Source organism: Mesoflavibacter sp. CH_XMU1422-2 (assembly GCF_037029245.1).
GTDB classification, from domain to species: Bacteria; Bacteroidota; Bacteroidia; order Flavobacteriales; family Flavobacteriaceae; genus Mesoflavibacter; species Mesoflavibacter zeaxanthinifaciens.
Genome location: NZ_JAYMEE010000062.1, coordinates 72,712 through 88,896, shown reverse-complemented (window position 1 = coordinate 88,896; position 16,185 = coordinate 72,712). Strand labels below are relative to the sequence as shown.

At 31.2% G+C, this 16,185-nt stretch carries 17 protein-coding genes; 14 read left to right on the top strand and 3 right to left on the bottom strand.

Annotated features, from left to right (window positions below):
• Positions 1 to 381, bottom strand: coding sequence for a bacillithiol system redox-active protein YtxJ (gene ytxJ / locus WA340_RS09725; RefSeq protein WP_336128770.1), 381 nt, complete (start codon positions 379 to 381; stop codon positions 1 to 3).
• A 185-nt stretch (positions 382 to 566) separates the two neighbouring features.
• Between ytxJ and clpB the strand changes: the two genes are divergently transcribed.
• Both clpB and WA340_RS09715 read left to right on the top strand, forming a co-directional pair.
• The gene (gene clpB / locus WA340_RS09720) at positions 567 to 3,173 is read left to right on the top strand and encodes an ATP-dependent chaperone ClpB (RefSeq protein ID WP_336128768.1); all 2,607 of its coding nucleotides are present in this window, start codon (positions 567 to 569) and stop codon (positions 3,171 to 3,173) included.
• A 194-nt stretch (positions 3,174 to 3,367) separates the two neighbouring features.
• Positions 3,368 to 3,736 carry a hypothetical protein gene (locus WA340_RS09715; protein ID WP_336128766.1) on the top strand — a complete coding sequence of 123 codons (369 nt, stop codon included), beginning with the start codon at positions 3,368 to 3,370 and terminating at the stop codon, positions 3,734 to 3,736.
• A gap of 144 nt (positions 3,737 to 3,880) precedes the next feature.
• Here WA340_RS09715 and WA340_RS09710 read toward each other — a convergent pair whose 3' ends face one another.
• Complete coding sequence (locus WA340_RS09710; RefSeq protein WP_336128765.1) at positions 3,881 to 4,534, bottom strand: OmpW/AlkL family protein; 654 nt, start codon at positions 4,532 to 4,534, stop codon at positions 3,881 to 3,883.
• 170 nt (positions 4,535 to 4,704) lie between these two features.
• Between WA340_RS09710 and deoC the strand changes: the two genes are divergently transcribed.
• The 8 genes from deoC (at position 4,705) to WA340_RS09670 (ending at position 11,353) form a co-directional block, all read left to right on the top strand.
• Complete coding sequence (deoC, locus tag WA340_RS09705) at positions 4,705 to 5,376, top strand: deoxyribose-phosphate aldolase (RefSeq protein ID WP_336128763.1); 672 nt, start codon at positions 4,705 to 4,707, stop codon at positions 5,374 to 5,376.
• 49 nt (positions 5,377 to 5,425) lie between these two features.
• Complete coding sequence (gene deoD, locus WA340_RS09700) at positions 5,426 to 6,124, top strand: purine-nucleoside phosphorylase (RefSeq protein ID WP_106678180.1); 699 nt, start codon at positions 5,426 to 5,428, stop codon at positions 6,122 to 6,124.
• A gap of 7 nt (positions 6,125 to 6,131) precedes the next feature.
• Complete coding sequence (locus WA340_RS09695; RefSeq protein ID WP_336128761.1) at positions 6,132 to 6,650, top strand: SixA phosphatase family protein; 519 nt, start codon at positions 6,132 to 6,134, stop codon at positions 6,648 to 6,650.
• 22 nt (positions 6,651 to 6,672) lie between these two features.
• On the top strand, positions 6,673 to 7,131 hold the full coding sequence (gene smpB / locus WA340_RS09690) for an SsrA-binding protein SmpB (RefSeq protein ID WP_027878774.1): 459 nt from the start codon (positions 6,673 to 6,675) through the stop codon (positions 7,129 to 7,131).
• Positions 7,132 to 7,236: 105 nt separating this feature from the next.
• Positions 7,237 to 9,702 (top strand): DUF5686 and carboxypeptidase regulatory-like domain-containing protein, encoded by a 2,466-nt coding sequence (locus WA340_RS09685; RefSeq protein ID WP_336128759.1) that lies wholly within the window; start codon positions 7,237 to 7,239, stop codon positions 9,700 to 9,702.
• 238 nt (positions 9,703 to 9,940) lie between these two features.
• Positions 9,941 to 10,456: a hypothetical protein gene (locus WA340_RS09680; protein WP_336128758.1), complete on the top strand. Its 516-nt coding sequence runs from the start codon at positions 9,941 to 9,943 to the stop codon at positions 10,454 to 10,456.
• Between the two features lie 2 nt (positions 10,457 to 10,458).
• Positions 10,459 to 10,938, top strand: a complete 480-nt coding sequence (locus WA340_RS09675; RefSeq protein WP_336128756.1) for a helix-turn-helix domain-containing protein — start codon at positions 10,459 to 10,461, stop codon at positions 10,936 to 10,938.
• Positions 10,931 to 11,353, top strand: a complete 423-nt coding sequence (locus tag WA340_RS09670; protein ID WP_336128755.1) for a hypothetical protein — start codon at positions 10,931 to 10,933, stop codon at positions 11,351 to 11,353. The genes WA340_RS09675 and WA340_RS09670 overlap by 8 nt, the downstream gene beginning before the upstream one ends.
• A 130-nt stretch (positions 11,354 to 11,483) precedes the next feature.
• On the opposite strand, the gene WA340_RS09665 is transcribed toward WA340_RS09670, so the two are convergent.
• Positions 11,484 to 12,125 (bottom strand): protein-L-isoaspartate(D-aspartate) O-methyltransferase, encoded by a 642-nt coding sequence (locus WA340_RS09665; RefSeq protein WP_223076930.1) that lies wholly within the window; start codon positions 12,123 to 12,125, stop codon positions 11,484 to 11,486.
• Positions 12,126 to 12,283: 158 nt separating this feature from the next.
• Here WA340_RS09665 and WA340_RS09660 point away from each other — a divergent pair, with 158 nt between their 5' ends.
• The 4 genes from WA340_RS09660 (at position 12,284) to WA340_RS09645 (ending at position 16,179) form a co-directional block, all read left to right on the top strand.
• Complete coding sequence (locus WA340_RS09660) at positions 12,284 to 13,243, top strand: Gfo/Idh/MocA family protein (protein WP_027878770.1); 960 nt, start codon at positions 12,284 to 12,286, stop codon at positions 13,241 to 13,243.
• Positions 13,244 to 13,299: 56 nt separating this feature from the next.
• Positions 13,300 to 14,187 (top strand): 3-hydroxybutyryl-CoA dehydrogenase, encoded by an 888-nt coding sequence (locus tag WA340_RS09655; protein ID WP_106688939.1) that lies wholly within the window; start codon positions 13,300 to 13,302, stop codon positions 14,185 to 14,187.
• Positions 14,188 to 14,255: 68 nt separating this feature from the next.
• Complete coding sequence (locus tag WA340_RS09650) at positions 14,256 to 15,494, top strand: DUF1015 domain-containing protein (protein WP_336128753.1); 1,239 nt, start codon at positions 14,256 to 14,258, stop codon at positions 15,492 to 15,494.
• 13 nt (positions 15,495 to 15,507) lie between these two features.
• A complete protein-coding gene (locus tag WA340_RS09645; protein WP_336128752.1) occupies positions 15,508 to 16,179 on the top strand; it encodes a YggS family pyridoxal phosphate-dependent enzyme in 672 nt (223 codons plus the stop codon).
• Positions 16,180 to 16,185 lie beyond the last annotated feature (6 nt).

Genomic DNA, 16,185 nt, shown 5'->3' with positions numbered 1-16,185 from the left:
TTATATAAAGGTACTTAAATCTAAATCATTTATTGCACCGTGACTAGCATGAGCAACCACTACTCCATTTTTAATAATTAGTAATTGTGGTGATTGGTGTATTACTTGAAATTTGTAACCAACCTCATTAGATACATCTCTATAATTTAACAAATCTAAATAATATAAATCTGCATTTAAATCTAAATCAAAAGCTTCAGTAAATTGATTTAATACCATTCTACTAATTCCACATCTTGTAGAATGTTTAAATATCAGCTGCGTTTTTCCTTTAGATGATAATTCTATTTCATCTAATTGCTCTATACTTGTTAAGTTTTGCCAAGGAAGCACTTTCTCTTCCTTAGGCGTTTTATTACTTCCAAAAAGTTTTCCAAACATATTGTATACTTTGTTTTTCCGCTAAAGCGAAAGTTAAATTTAGATAGTAAGTCGACTTCATTTTTAAAACTTACAAACTGACTAAAAGTCACTAAAAACCAGTAGATAACAGACATTTTGTCGTTAAAATACTATTGGTAAGATAATTGAAATAAAGCAATCAAACATTGCTAAATTTTAAAAAAATGAACTTAAACAATTATACAATAAAATCGCAAGAAGCCATACAACAATCGCAACAAATTGCGCAAAGTTATGGTCATCAACAAATAGAAAACGAACACCTTTTTAAAGGTATCTTAGAAGTTGATGAAAACGTGTTACCATTCTTATTAAAAAAACTAAATGTTAACACAACTGTACTAAAACAAGCTTTGGACAAACAACTAGAAAGTTTTGCAAAAGTCTCTGGCGCAGATCTAATGTTATCTCGCGAAGCTGGAAAAACACTAAACGAAGCGTCTATCATTGCAAAAAACATGAAAGACGACTTTGTGTCTGTAGAGCATTTAATCTTAGCTATCTTAAAATCTAATAGCAAGATTGCTCAAATGCTTAAAGACCAAAGCGTGACAGAAAAAGGTCTAAAAGCTGCTATAGAAGAGCTTAGAAAAGGTGATCGTGTAACGTCTCAAAGTCAAGAAGATACTTATAATTCTTTAAACAAGTACGCAAAAAACCTAAATCAATTAGCTAAAGATGGTAAGCTTGATCCAGTAATTGGTCGTGACGAAGAGATAAGACGTATTTTACAAATTTTATCGCGTCGTACCAAAAACAACCCTATTTTGGTAGGTGAACCTGGCACTGGTAAAACCGCTATTGCCGAAGGTTTAGCACATCGTATTGTAGATGGCGATGTACCAGAAAACTTAAAAGAAAAGCAAATTTTTGCTCTAGACATGGGTGCACTTATTGCAGGTGCTAAATTTAAAGGTGAATTTGAAGAGCGTCTTAAAGCAGTAATCAAAGAAGTAACCACTAGCGAAGGTGATATTGTACTTTTCATAGACGAAATCCATACGCTTGTTGGTGCTGGTGGCGGGCAAGGTGCAATGGATGCAGCAAACATCCTAAAACCTGCATTAGCACGTGGTGAGTTAAGATCTATTGGTGCAACAACACTTGACGAGTATCAAAAATACTTCGAAAAAGACAAAGCTTTAGAACGTCGTTTTCAAAAAGTAATGGTAGACGAGCCAGATACAGAAAGCGCCATTTCTATACTTAGAGGTATTAAAGAAAAATACGAAACGCATCATAAAGTACGTATTAAAGACGAAGCTATTATTGGCGCTGTAGAGTTATCACAACGTTATATTACCAACAGATTTTTACCAGATAAAGCTATCGATTTAATGGACGAAGCAGCTTCAAAACTACGTATGGAGATCAATTCTAAACCAGAAGAACTTGATGTTTTAGACAGAAAAATAATGCAGTTAGAAATTGAGATTGAAGCCATTAAGCGCGAAAAAGATGAAGTAAAACTGAAATCTTTAAGAAGTGATCTTGCTAATCTTAAAGAAGAACGTAACGAGATTAACGCCAAATGGAAAAGCGAAAAAGAAGTTGTAGACAATATCCAAAACACAAAACAAGATATTGAAAACTTTAAACTTGAAGCCGAACGTGCAGAACGAGAAGGTAACTATGGTAAAGTAGCCGAGCTTAGATATGGTAAAATAAAAGAAGCTCAAGAAAAACTGGAAAGCCTTCAAAAAGACTTACAATCGCAATCAGAACATAGCTTAATTAAAGAAGAAGTTAATTATGATGATATTGCGGAAGTTGTTGCAAAATGGACAGGTATTCCTGTTACAAAAATGCTTCAAAGCGAACGCGAAAAGCTTTTAAAACTTGAAGACGAGCTTCATAAACGTGTTGTTGGTCAAGACGAAGCTATAGAAGCAGTAAGTGATGCGGTTAGACGTAGTCGAGCAGGTTTACAAAACCAACAAAAACCAATTGGTACATTCCTATTTTTAGGAACAACAGGTGTTGGTAAAACCGAATTGGCAAAAGCATTAGCCGAGTATCTTTTTGATGACGAAAACGCAATGACAAGAATAGATATGAGCGAGTATCAAGAACGTCATGCCGTTAGTAGATTAGTTGGTGCGCCTCCAGGATATGTTGGCTATGACGAAGGAGGACAATTAACCGAAGCAGTAAGACGTAAACCTTATTCAGTGGTATTGTTAGACGAAATTGAAAAAGCACATCCGGATACGTTCAATATTCTATTACAAGTTTTAGACGAAGGTCATTTAACTGACAATAAAGGTAGGATGGCTGACTTTAAAAACACCATTATAATCATGACTTCAAACATGGGAAGTCACATTATACAAGAACGTTTTGAAGCTACCAAAGATGTAGAATCTGCTATGGAAGCTGCAAAAGTAGATGTGTTAGGATTACTAAAACAAACGGTACGTCCAGAGTTTTTAAACCGTATAGACGATACAATAATGTTTACACCTTTAACACAAGACAACATTACACAAATTGTAGGATTACAATTAAAAAGTGTAACTAAAATGATTGCTAATCAAGGAATAACTTTTGACGCTACACCAGAAGCGATAGAATACTTAGCAGAAAAAGGTTATAATCCGGAATATGGAGCAAGACCAGTAAAACGAGTAATACAAAAAGAAGTATTAAATCAATTAAGTAAAGAGATTTTAGCTGGAAAAATAAATACAGATAGTATCATTTTACTAGATGCGTTTGACGGTGAACTTGTATTTAGAAATCAAGGCGATTTAGTTGAAGACGAATTATAATTTCATAAAGTTCTGTTAATACTAAAAAGACATATAATATTATAAAGTTTAGACCGTTTTCATAATTGGTTGGTTAGTTGAAAAAGCAACGCAATACTTTTCTTACAAGTGGCGCGTTGCTTTTTTTTTAACACAATAGTAACATATTATTTTGTACCTTAATAAGCAAGTAACTTATTACAAATCAAAACAATATGGGCATTATCAACTATTACAATATCAGTCACGCCGAAGTTTTTGTTTTTGATGATTTTTTAATTAAACAAGTAAAAGAAGGTGTAAAGATTGATTTAGAGGAAACGGAAGAATTAAAATTAATTCTAGAAGAACATTTTAAAAACAAGAAAATGGTATACATTTCTAACAGAGTAACATCTTATTCTGTTAACCCTTTAGTTTACAAAGAAGTTGAAAAAATGTCTAATTTAGTTGCTATCGCTGTTATACCAAATGATTTAAAAATGAGACAAAGCGCTGAGTTTGAAAAACAATTTTTTAATAAGCCTTTTGAAATTTTTAATAATCTAACAGATGCTATTAATTGGGTAGAAAAAATTGTTTAAAAATAATTACTAGTATTTAGCATTTGTAGTGATATTATAGTATCAAAAAAAGCCACTTTTTTCAAAGTGGCTTTTCGAAAATTTTGGTTAAACTAACTAACTCTTAAAATAATAATTTAATACCAAAATTTACTTTTTTTATAATTAAAATAATTTATATCCAATACCAACTCCTGCTATAAAAGGATTAATATCAACATCTGCATCTACTGTAGCTCCTAAAGCTGATGTCGCATCAACAGTTACATCAGTATTTAATAATAAGTATTTTGCATCCACATTAAAAAACCACTTATCTGTAATTTTAAAATCAAAACCTAACTGAAAAGCAAAACCTAAAGCATTATCATAAGTAACTTTATCTGCAATAGGTCCCGAATTTTCGTCGTAAAATAAGGTATAATTAATACCTGCTCCAACATAAGGTTTTATTTGTTCTCCTAAAAAATGATATTGTAATGTTAATGTAGGTGGTAGTAATCTTACATCTCCCAAAGGAATATCTCCAACAACTGTAGAAACAGCTTTAACGTCATGTTGTGTAGTTCCTAAAATTAACTCTGCTGCAATATTTTCAGTAAAAAAATAAGTTAAGTCTAATTCTGGTACATAATCATTAGTAATGGTTGCGTCACCTCCTATAACGTCAATAGATGCAGATTCATTAGGTACCACTGCTATAGCTCTAAGTCTTACTTGAAATTTAGTATAACTGTCATTAGTTTCTAATTTTTCTTGCGCTTTTAGATTAAAAGATATTAATAAAATTAATACAAATGGTAATAATATTTTTTTCATGTCGTAATATTTGTTTTAGTTACTGACACAAATTTATAGCAGTCTTAGAGCTTAAAAACTGACTTTTATCATGCTTTTCAAAAGTTTTTACTACATCTTAAAAATGAACATCCATTAGATTATTATTCTGTGTAAAATTTATATAACTTTATATCATAATATTAATTTACATGAATTCTTTAAACACATATATAGACCACACACTTCTAAAAGCTACAGCTACAGAGCAAGATATTATTAACCTATGCGACGAAGCAAAAAAGCACAAATTTTTCTCCGTTTGTGTTAATAGTTGCTATGTTAGTTTAGCTAAAACTCAATTAAACAACTCAGATGTTAAAGTATGTAGCGTCATAGGCTTTCCGTTAGGCGCTATGAGTACAAAAGCAAAAGTTGAAGAAACCAAACAAGCCCTAAAAGATGGTGCAGATGAAATTGATATGGTAATTAACGTTGGTTTCTTAAAAAGTAAAAAATTTGATGCCGTTTGGCAAGACATAGAAGCTGTAAAACAAGTTATGCCAAATAACATACTAAAAGTCATTTTAGAAACTTGTTATTTAGAAGAAATTGAAATTATAAAGGCTAGTGAGTTAGCCATTAACTCTGGAGCAGATTTTATCAAAACATCTACTGGTTTTGGTACTGGTGGCGCAACAATACATGACGTTGAAATAATGAAAAGTGTTGCCCAAAAATGCAATGTAAAAATTAAAGCTTCTGGCGGAATTAGAGATACCGAAACCGCAAAAGCCTACATAGAAGCTGGTGCAGAGCGTATCGGAACATCTAACGGCATTGCAATTGTTACAGGTCAAAAAGCCGAAGAAGGTAATTATTAATCACAACTCTAAATATTTTAGACACTTTAAATACTTTTAACTAAAAAAAATGAGCGTACATATAGAAGCCAAAAAAGGCGAAATAGCAGAAACCATATTACTTCCTGGTGATCCTTTACGTGCTAAATGGATTGCAGAAACTTTTCTTGAAAACCCAGTTTGCTTTAACCGTGTAAGAAACATGTTTGGCTACACTGGCACTTATAAAGGCAATAAAATATCTGTTATGGGAACAGGTATGGGCGTACCTAGTATTTCTATTTATGCACACGAGCTTATTACAGAATACGGCGTTAAAAACCTAATAAGAGTTGGTAGCGCTGGATCCTATCAAGAACATGTAAAAATTAGAGACATTGTTATTGCTATGGCGGCATCTTCTAATTCTGGATTAAACGAGCTACGTTTTGGTGGCGCAGATTATGCACCTACAGCTAATTTTGAATTATTTGAAAAAGCTGTTAACGTAGCTAGAGCCAAAAATATTCCTATTAAAGCAGGAAATATTTTTACTAGTGACGAATTTTATGCAGACGATTTTGAATCGTATAAAAAATGGTCAAAATTCGGGTTACTTTGTGTAGAAATGGAAACTGCAGGCTTATATACTGTAGCAGCAAAACATAAAGTTAATGCGCTTACAATCTTAACCATTTCTGATTCTTTAGTTACAGGAGAAAGAACAACTAGCGAAGAACGCGAAACTACGTTTTCTGAAATGATTGAAATTGCTTTAGAACTAGCCTAAATAAAACATGAGACATTTTTTATTCCTATTAATAACCTTAACTTTTTTTTCTTGTCAACAAACATCAGAATCAAAAGAAAAGAATACAGTTAAAACCACTTCTTATTATTTTATAAGACACGCAGAAAAAGATCGCTCTAATCCTTCAAATAAAAACCCTAATTTAACTATTGAAGGTCACAAAAGAGCTAAAAAATGGAGTAACGTTTTTAAGCACATTACATTAGACAAAATATATTCAACTAATTATAACAGAACTATACAAACAGCTCAGCCAACTGCCAATAAACAAAATATTCCCATTCAGTTTTACAAGCCTAATGAGTTGTACAGTAAAGAGTTTATTAATAATACTAAAGGAAAAACCGTTTTAGTGGTTGGACACAGCAATACAACTCTTTCGTTTGTCAATAAAGTTTTAAATGAAGAAAAATATCAAAATATAAACGACTCTGTTAATGGAAACCTTTATATAGTTACCATAAAAAATCAATCTAAAACAGATTATTTGTTAAGCATTCAATAATATAATTAGTAACTTTGCCCTAATGCAAAAGAAAATAAACATACTTAATAAAAAAGCTAAATTTCAATATGAAATTTTAGACAAATACACTGCTGGAATTGTCCTAACTGGTACCGAAATTAAATCCATTAGAGACAGCAAAGCTTCTATTGCCGAAAGCTTTTGCGAGTTTAATGACCGTGGCGAATTATTTGTAATCAATATGACCATACAAGAGTATGTTTTTGGTAATTATTATAACCACAAACCTAAAGCAGAGCGTAAATTATTACTTAACAGACGTGAGCTTAAAAAGTTAGAAAAAGAAGTTAATACGTCTGGTTTAACTATCATTCCACTACGTTTATTTATCAACGAAAGAGGTCTTGCAAAGCTAGATATAGCCTTAGCTAAAGGTAAAAAGCTTTACGATAAAAGAGAAACTATAAAAGACCGTGATAACAAGCGTAATCTAGATCGTATCAAGAAAATTTATAATTAATTTAAGACACTGATTTTTAAATTGTTTCTCAAAAAAAATTAAGTTTGGTTTTTATATAGGCAACCATTAAGGTAAAAATTGCGTCTATACTATAAAACCAACATAATGAAAAAATCTTTACTTCTTTTACTCCTATTATTTTGTATTAAACTTTCTGCACAAGTTGTAGGAACTGTAACGTCTAAAGAAAACCAACCACTTGCGGTAGTCAATATTTTTGTTGAAAACACACGTAAAGGCACAACCACAAACAACGACGGTTATTACCAATTAGATATTAAAAACACAGGAAATTACACTGTAGTGTTTCAATATTTAGGATTTAAAACATTAAAAAAGACTGTGATTATCAACAGTTTTCCTTTTACGTTAGACGCTGTTTTAGAAGACGAAGATATTAGTTTAGACGAAGTTTTGCTTGATGCAAAAGAAGATCCTGCAATACAAATTATTAGAAACACAATCGCCAAAAGAAAAGAAAATCTAGAAAAATACAATACGTATACTGCTGACTTTTATTCCAGAGGATTATTACAACTAAAAGATGCACCAGAAAAGATTTTTGGTCAAGAAATTGGCGATCTTGAAGGTAGCTTAGACTCGACCAGAAGTGGTATTATCTATCTTTCTGAAACCATTTCTAAACTAGAAAAATTATCGCCAAAACCTCTAAAAGAAACCATTACAGCATCTAAAGTTAGTGGTAACAGCAATGGTTTTAGTTTTAATAATGCGACAGATGTCGACTTTAATTTTTACGAAAACACCATAAGTCTTGAAACCGAAATCGTCTCTCCAATTGCAAACTTCGCCTTTAATTATTACAACTACAAGTTAGTCGGTACGTTTTATGATGATTCTGGTCATTTAGTCAATAAAATTGAAGTTTTACCAAAGCGTAAAAACGACAAAACCTTTGACGGTTTTATTTATATTGTAGAAGACCAATGGAGTTTATTTGGTTTAGAACTTAACATTACTGGACAACAAGCGCAAATTGCACCTGTAGATTTATTTACAATAAATCAGTCCTTTTCTTATTTTGAAGACGAAAAAGTTTGGGGAAAAATTTCTCAAATATTCGATTTTACCTTTGGTTTTATGGGCTTTAATGGTAGCGGACGTTTTACTGCAGTTTACAGCGACTATGATTTTAATCCTAACTTAGATAAGAACAATTTCTCGCGTGAGATTCTTTCATTTAAAGATAACGCCAACAAAAAAGACAGCTTATATTGGCAAGAAAAACGACCTGTACCACTTACAGATGCAGAGGTTAAAGACTACATTAAAAAAGATAGCATACAATTGGTTAGAGAATCTCAGCCTTACTTAGATTCGGTAGATCAAGCAGAAAACAAATTTAAACTTGGTGATATTTTAGGCGGTTACACGTATAAAAATTCGTTTAAAAAGAAACGTTTTTCAATTTCATCTCCAATTTCAGCAATTCAATTTAATACTGTGCAAGGTTGGAACGGGACAATAACCGCAGATTATACAAAACGTTATAAAGACAGCGAAAAATATTTCAACATAAAATCTGATGTCAATTATGGTTTTGCAGACGATAGATTACGAGGCACGGGAACTATAAATTATAGATTCAACAATAAAAATCGTGCATTCGTATCGCTTTCTGGTGGTAGTAAAGTAGAGCAATTTAATCCAAGTTTAACTAGTTTGCCTTTATTAAATACATCGTATTCTTTATGGGTTGAAAAAAATTATTTAAAGCTTTACGACCGTAGTTACGTACAAGCAAATTATAGTCAAGAGTTAGTCAATGGGCTTCACTTCTACTCTAATTTAAGTTACAATAACCGAAAATCGCTTTTTAATACTACAGATCAAGCTTGGTACCCAAAAGCAGACAGAGTATATACCAGTAACAATCCAGTAGATCCTACAGCATACGGTATTCCTTCTTTTGCAAATCATCATATTTATAAATTAAATTTAAACACACGTATTAATTTTGGTCAAAACTATTTGAGTTATCCTAACGGAAAATATAACATCCCAAATAGTAAAATTCCAACCTTATTTTTAGGTTACGAAAAAGGATTTGGTAGCAGCATTAGCAACTACAATTTTGATTTGTTTAAAGCGCAATTATATCAAAATGTCAACTTAAGTAACAAAGGAGATTTAACTTACTATTTAAAAGCTGGCGTATTTAATAATGCAGATAATATTGCTTTTATGGATTATCATCACTTTAACGGTAACCAAACCAATATTGTTATGGATGGTAATTATATAAACAGTTTTAAAATCTTACCGTATTACGATTTAAGTACCAATAACAACTATGCCGAAATCCATGCAGAGCACAACTTTAAAGGCTATATTTTAAATAAAATCCCTTTAATAAATAAATTAAACTACAATTTGGTATTAGGCTACAATGCTGCATTAACTAAAGAAAACAAGCCTTACAACGAGTTCTCAATAGGTTTAAGTAACTTAGGTTGGGGAAAAGTTAGATTTTTACGTGTAGATTATGTGCGCGCTTATTCTGGAAGCGGATTGGTTAATGATACCTTTTTGTTTGGGTTTAGTTTTTAAATGAACTTGCGCTGTAAATCTAGATTTGATTTTGAATAAAAAATCAATTAACTTCGTTTGATAATGATAAGGCGAGTTGAAAACTTGCATTATCTATACTTTTTTTAATAGGATAAATACATATGAAAATAAAATGTAGAATTGTTAATATCTTGTTGTTTATTTTAAATATAAACTCAATACTATTTCCTAAAAACTAGTTAAATTTGACAAAAAAGTAAATCTACAGGTTGATTTAATGAAAATAATTGATACATTTGTACCATGCTTATTTGCATTCAAATATAATGACGACTTACCAGATGAGTTAGAAAGAGTATTTGATGAATGGGAAGACCCAGTATTTTTGAGTGATTTTTTTGAAGAAAATGAAAATGAGATTTCGATTACTATAGAAGAAGCAATTGAAAAAGTAAAAAGTGAAGCCGTTTTTTTAAGAGAAAAATTACTGGAATTAGCAAATTCTAATCCAAATCAATTAAATGAGCTTTTTAAAAACCTGAACAATAATGAATTTACCGCAAAAGAACTTTCTCAACAAAAGGCAAGAAATAGGTGGCTTCGTCTATATGCAATCAAAATTGATGAAAACAACTATGTAATTACTGGTGGAGCTATCAAATTTGATAATCAGCACTTAATGCAACATAAACCTCACACAAACAAAGAATTGATTAAAATAAACAAATGCAGAGATTACCTTAAAGAACAAGGTGTTTATGATGCAGACAGTTTTCAAGAAATATTCTTTTAATTATGAAAAACAACTTAGACATATTTAAAACTCTAATTTCAGAAGAAAAATCTGGTTGGTTAGAAAAAGCTAAGTATCGCCAAGAAAATCAAGATTGGTTAGATATTTCATTTTCTATAGCAATAAAAATTCTTTCAGTTTTGAGAACTAATAAGAAAAAAGAAATATTTCCTAAAAATCAAAAAGAATTAGCAGAAGTATTAGATTGCTCACCACAATATGTAAGTAAATTACTAAAGGGTACTGAAAAATTAAATATTGAAACTATCTCTAAAATTCAAAAAGCTCTTAATATCAAAATTATTGATTTAGGACTTAATAAAACTAAGATAGAAATTGTTGCTCAAAGCGAATCTATATTTAATAAAAATCAATCTTCTACAAGGGATTATAAGAAATTTGACAACGTAATAAATTGCAATTTTAGAACAACTAAAAATCATTACCAATCTAACGAATATAGTAACGTAGTTAATGGATAAGATAGGTTTTAAACTTAATAAAATTAATACTCAGCAATTTGCTATTATTGATGACTCATATAGTAGTGAAAAAGATGATTTCACCATTGAAACAAATCTCGGCTTTGGGATAGATTCAAAAAATGCTGCTATCATATCTTTAGTTAAGATAGAATTTGAGCAGGATCAGAACCCTTTTTTAATTATCGAAGTTTCGTGCGAGTTTGATATATCATCAGAGTTTTGGAAAGAATTTGACAATAAAGATAAAGTGCGAATCCCAAAAGGATTTATGGCACACTTAGCAATGATAACTGTTGGCACAACAAGAGGAATTTTACACTCAAAGACAGAAAACACTAAGTTTAATGAATTTATATTACCAACTTTAAACATAACAGAAATGATTACGGAAGACGGTGTATTTAAAAAATAAAAGTCTAAGCGCAAATCAAAAGATTTGTGCTTTTTTATTAGATTAGTAAAACCGAAAATTTATGTAATATAACTATAGTTTGGTTCGTTACTTTTAAGATTCCAACACGTTAAACTAACCTTCCAAACCACTAATTCTTATCCTCCAATAGCGGTACAAATCTAAACTCGCCAAACTCAGTTTTTTCAAAATCGGTTTGCCCTTTTCTAACAAAAAGTGTCATGGTTTGTACGTTATCTCCAACAGGAATCACTAAACGACCATCAATTTTAAGTTGTGCTAATAAGGGTTTTGGCACAAATGGCGCGCCAGCAGTAACAATAATACTATCAAAAGGTGCTTCTTCTACCAATCCTTTGTAGCCATCACCAAAAATTAGTTTTTTAGCACGATAGCCTATTTTTGGTAAAAAACGACTGGTTAGTTTAAATAATTCGTGTTGTCTTTCTATACTATACACTTTAGCGCCAAGCTCGCATAACACAGCAGTTTGATAACCGCTACCTGTACCAATTTCTAAGACTTTATCGCCACGTTTTACTTGCATTAATTCGGTTTGAAATGCTACCGTATAAGGCTGCGATATGGTTTGATCTGCCGCAATAGGAAACGCCTTATCTTGATACGCATGATCCAAAAAACTAGAATCCATAAATAAGTGTCTAGGTATTTTACCAATAGCATTTAAAACATCGTTATTAGTAATACCTTTTGCTTTTAAAACTGCTACTAGTTTCTGTCTTAATCCTTTATGTTTAAACGTATCTTTCAAAATATGGGCTAGTTTAGAAGGCTAAAATTACTTTAAAATTTTAAAGCTCAAAATAAAAATTTTCAATTTATAAATTCTTCTTAAATCAAAGATTTAATTATCAAATTCATTTAAAAAACTGTTTAAAAAACTTATTTTTGTTAAAAACAGAATAATCTATGCTTAAAGCTGGTGTATTAGGTGCTGGTCACCTTGGAAAAATTCATTTAAGACTACTTAAACAATCAGAAAAATTTGAATTAGTAGGTTTTTACGATGCAGACCAAGAAAACGGTAAAAAAGTAGAAGCTGAATTTGGCTACAAATATTTTGAAACTATAGAACAATTAATAGACGCTGTAGATGTTGTAGATATTGTTACACCAACATTATCTCACTTTGACTGCGCTAGACAAGCCATAAAAAAAGGCAAACATATCTTTATTGAAAAACCAATTACTAACACTGTACAAGAAGCCGAAGCTATTAGAACTTTGGTGGCAGAACACGGTGTAAAAGGTCAAGTTGGTCATGTAGAGCGTTTTAATCCTGCATTTACAGCAGTAAAAGACCAATTAGATAGCCCAATGTTTATTGAGGCACATCGATTGGCCGAATTTAATCCGCGTGGTACAGACGTACCTGTAGTTTTAGACTTAATGATTCACGATATAGACGTTATTTTAAGCGTTGTAAAATCTAAAGTTAAAAACGTGTCTGCAAGTGGCGTTTCGGTAATTAGTGACACGCCAGATATTGCAAATGCGCGTATCGAGTTTGTTAACGGTTGCGTTGCAAATATTACAGCTAGCAGAATTTCACTTAAAAACATGCGTAAAACACGTTTTTTCCAGCGTGATGCATACATTTCGGTAGACTTTTTAGAAAAGAAATGTGAAGTCGTAAAAATGAAAGACGCACCAGAACAACCTGGCGATTTTGATATGATTTTACAAAATGCCGAAGGTATTAAAAAGCAAATCTATTTTGACAATCCAGAAATTTCGGCTAACAACGCCATTTTAGACGAGCTGGAAAGTTTTGCCAACGCCATAAACACTAATACAACACCAGTTGTAACGTTACACGATGGTACAGAAGCTTTACGTGTAGCCACAATGATTATCGATCAATTTTAAACTAATTTATAATTTAAAAATTTCGCTTTCGCGGAAATAAAATTCAACATACAAACATGAAACATGTAGCAGTTATTGGCGCAGGAACAATGGGTAACGGTATTGCCCATACCTTTGCCCAATCAGGATTTAAAGTTAATTTAATAGACATTAGCGATGCTTCTTTAAAAAGAGGTATGGATACCATTGCAAAAAATTTAGATCGCATGGTCGCTAAAGAAAAAATTACAGAAGCTGATAAAGCTGAAACTTTAGCAAATATCACCACGTTTACGACAACAGAAGATGGCGTTAAAAATGTTGGTTTAGTTGTAGAAGCAGCTACCGAAAATGTAGATTTAAAACTTAAAATCTTTAAGCAATTAAGTGATGTTTGTCCAGAAGATACCATCTTAGCAACAAACACATCTTCTATTTCTATCACACAAATTGCTGCTGTAACCAACAGACCAGACAAAGTGATTGGTATGCATTTTATGAATCCTGTACCAATCATGAAATTAGTAGAAATTATTAGAGGTTACAACACGACAGATGAGGTTACAAATACCATTATGGAATTATCTAAAACTTTAGGTAAAGTTCCTGTAGAAGTTAATGATTATCCTGGTTTTGTTGCCAACCGTATTTTAATGCCAATGATTAACGAGTCTATCGAAACGTTATACAATGGTGTTGCTGGTGTTACCGAAATTGATACCGTAATGAAGTTAGGTATGGCACATCCAATGGGACCATTACAATTAGCAGATTTTATAGGTCTTGATGTATGTTTATCTATTTTAGAAGTGATGTACAACGGATTTAAAAATCCTAAATATGCACCTTGCCCATTATTAGTAAATATGGTTCGTGCAGGTAAATTAGGTGTGAAATCTGGTGAAGGTTTTTACGATTATTCAGAAAGTAGAAAAGCTGAAAACGTTTCAAAACAATTTAGTTAATTAAATAATAATCAGACAATAAGGTAAAATCAACTAAAGTTGATATTTACCTTATTTTGTTTTTGTTTATGAGTAAAATTTTACCATTTAAAGCTGTAAGACCAACAAGAGACAAAGTAAGTCTAGTTGCTTCAAGATCGTACCAAAGCTATACGCAAGCCGAACGTGAAGCAAGACTAGATTATAATCCGTTTTCTTTTTTACATATTGTTAATCCTGGTTATAAATATGATAAAGAAATTTCTGGAGAAGCTAGATACAATCTTGTAAAAAACAGGTATTTAGAGTTTAAAGAAGATGGTATTTTTATTCAAGATCAATCACCTTGTTATTACATTTACAAAATTGTAGATAGAGATAATCAAGAGTTTAATGGTATTGTTGCAGCTGCAAGTGTTGAAGATTATAACAACAACGTTATAAAAAAACACGAAGATACCATTGCGTCTAGAGAAGTTATTTTTAAAGATTATTTAAAAACAGTAGGGTTTAATGCAGAGCCTGTACTACTTACCTATCCTAAAAATAATACTATTAGTGCGATTATTAAGGAAAAACAAAAGGAACGTGCAGAGTTTGAGTTTACTACAACTTACCGCGATACGCATTACCTTTGGTTAATTGATAATCCCGAAGATATAAACGCTATTAGCGATGCGTTTAGCAAAATAAAAACATTATATATTGCAGATGGACATCATAGATCTTCGTCTTCAAAGTTACTTTGTGAAGATTTAAAATCTAACAATCTACAACATACAGGAAACGAAACTTATAATTATTTTATGAGTTATTTAATCTGTGAAGAAGAATTAAAAATTAATCAATTTAATCGCTTGGTTAAAGATTTAAACGGATTATCTAAAGAAGAATTTTTAATTCAACTAGATACGATGTTTAGAATAGAAAACAGAGGTATTATGCCTTATCAACCTTCTAAACAACATCATTTTAGTATGTATTTAGATGGCGAGTTTTATTCGTTGTATTTAAGAAAATCTAATTATATTTTTAATACCGCTTTAGATCAATTAGATGCGCAAATACTATACAAAACTATCTTAGAACCAATTTTAGGCATTACAGATTTAAGAAACGATAATCGCATTATGTATTTAAGCGGTAAAAAAGACATTGTTAATTTAAAAAGTATGGTAGATAGTAACACTTTTAAAGTTGGATTTGGTATGATTCCTGCAACCATTGAGCAAATGAAACTTATCGCAGACCAAAATCTAACAATGCCACCAAAAAGCACATATATAGAACCTAAATTAAGAAGTGGCGTTACTATTTATGAGTTTTAATTCAATTTAATCTATGAGCATAAAACAAAACTTAGATACTATAAAACAAACATTACCAGATCATGTTACACTTGTAGCTGTATCTAAAACAAAACCTGTAAGCGATCTAATGGAAGCTTACAACACTGGACAACGCATTTTTGGAGAAAACAAAATTCAAGAAATGGCAGATAAGTATCAGGAAATGCCAAAAGATATCAAATGGCATATGATTGGTCATGTACAGCGTAATAAGGTAAAATATATGGCAGAGTTTGTAGATTTAATTCATGGTGTAGATAGTCTTAAACTACTAAAAGAAATAAACAAACAAGCCTTAAAACACGATAGGATAATTAACTGTTTGCTTCAAATTAAAATTGCTGAAGAAGATAGTAAGTTTGGGATGCGCATTAAAGATGCTGAAGAATTATTGCTTTCTGAAACCGTTTCAGAATTAAAAAACATAAACATCGTTGGTCTTATGGGAATGGCAACATTTACAGATAATAAAGACCAAATAAAAGAAGAGTTTTTACGCTTAAAATCTGCTTTTGAAGATTTAAAAACAATACAAACTTCAAATTGCAACTTGCAAACTATTAGCATGGGCATGAGTGGCGATTATAAATTAGCTATAGAATGCGGTAGTACAATGGTTCGCGTTGGAAGTAGTATTTTTGGCGAAAGAAATTATAATAATTAAAAGATA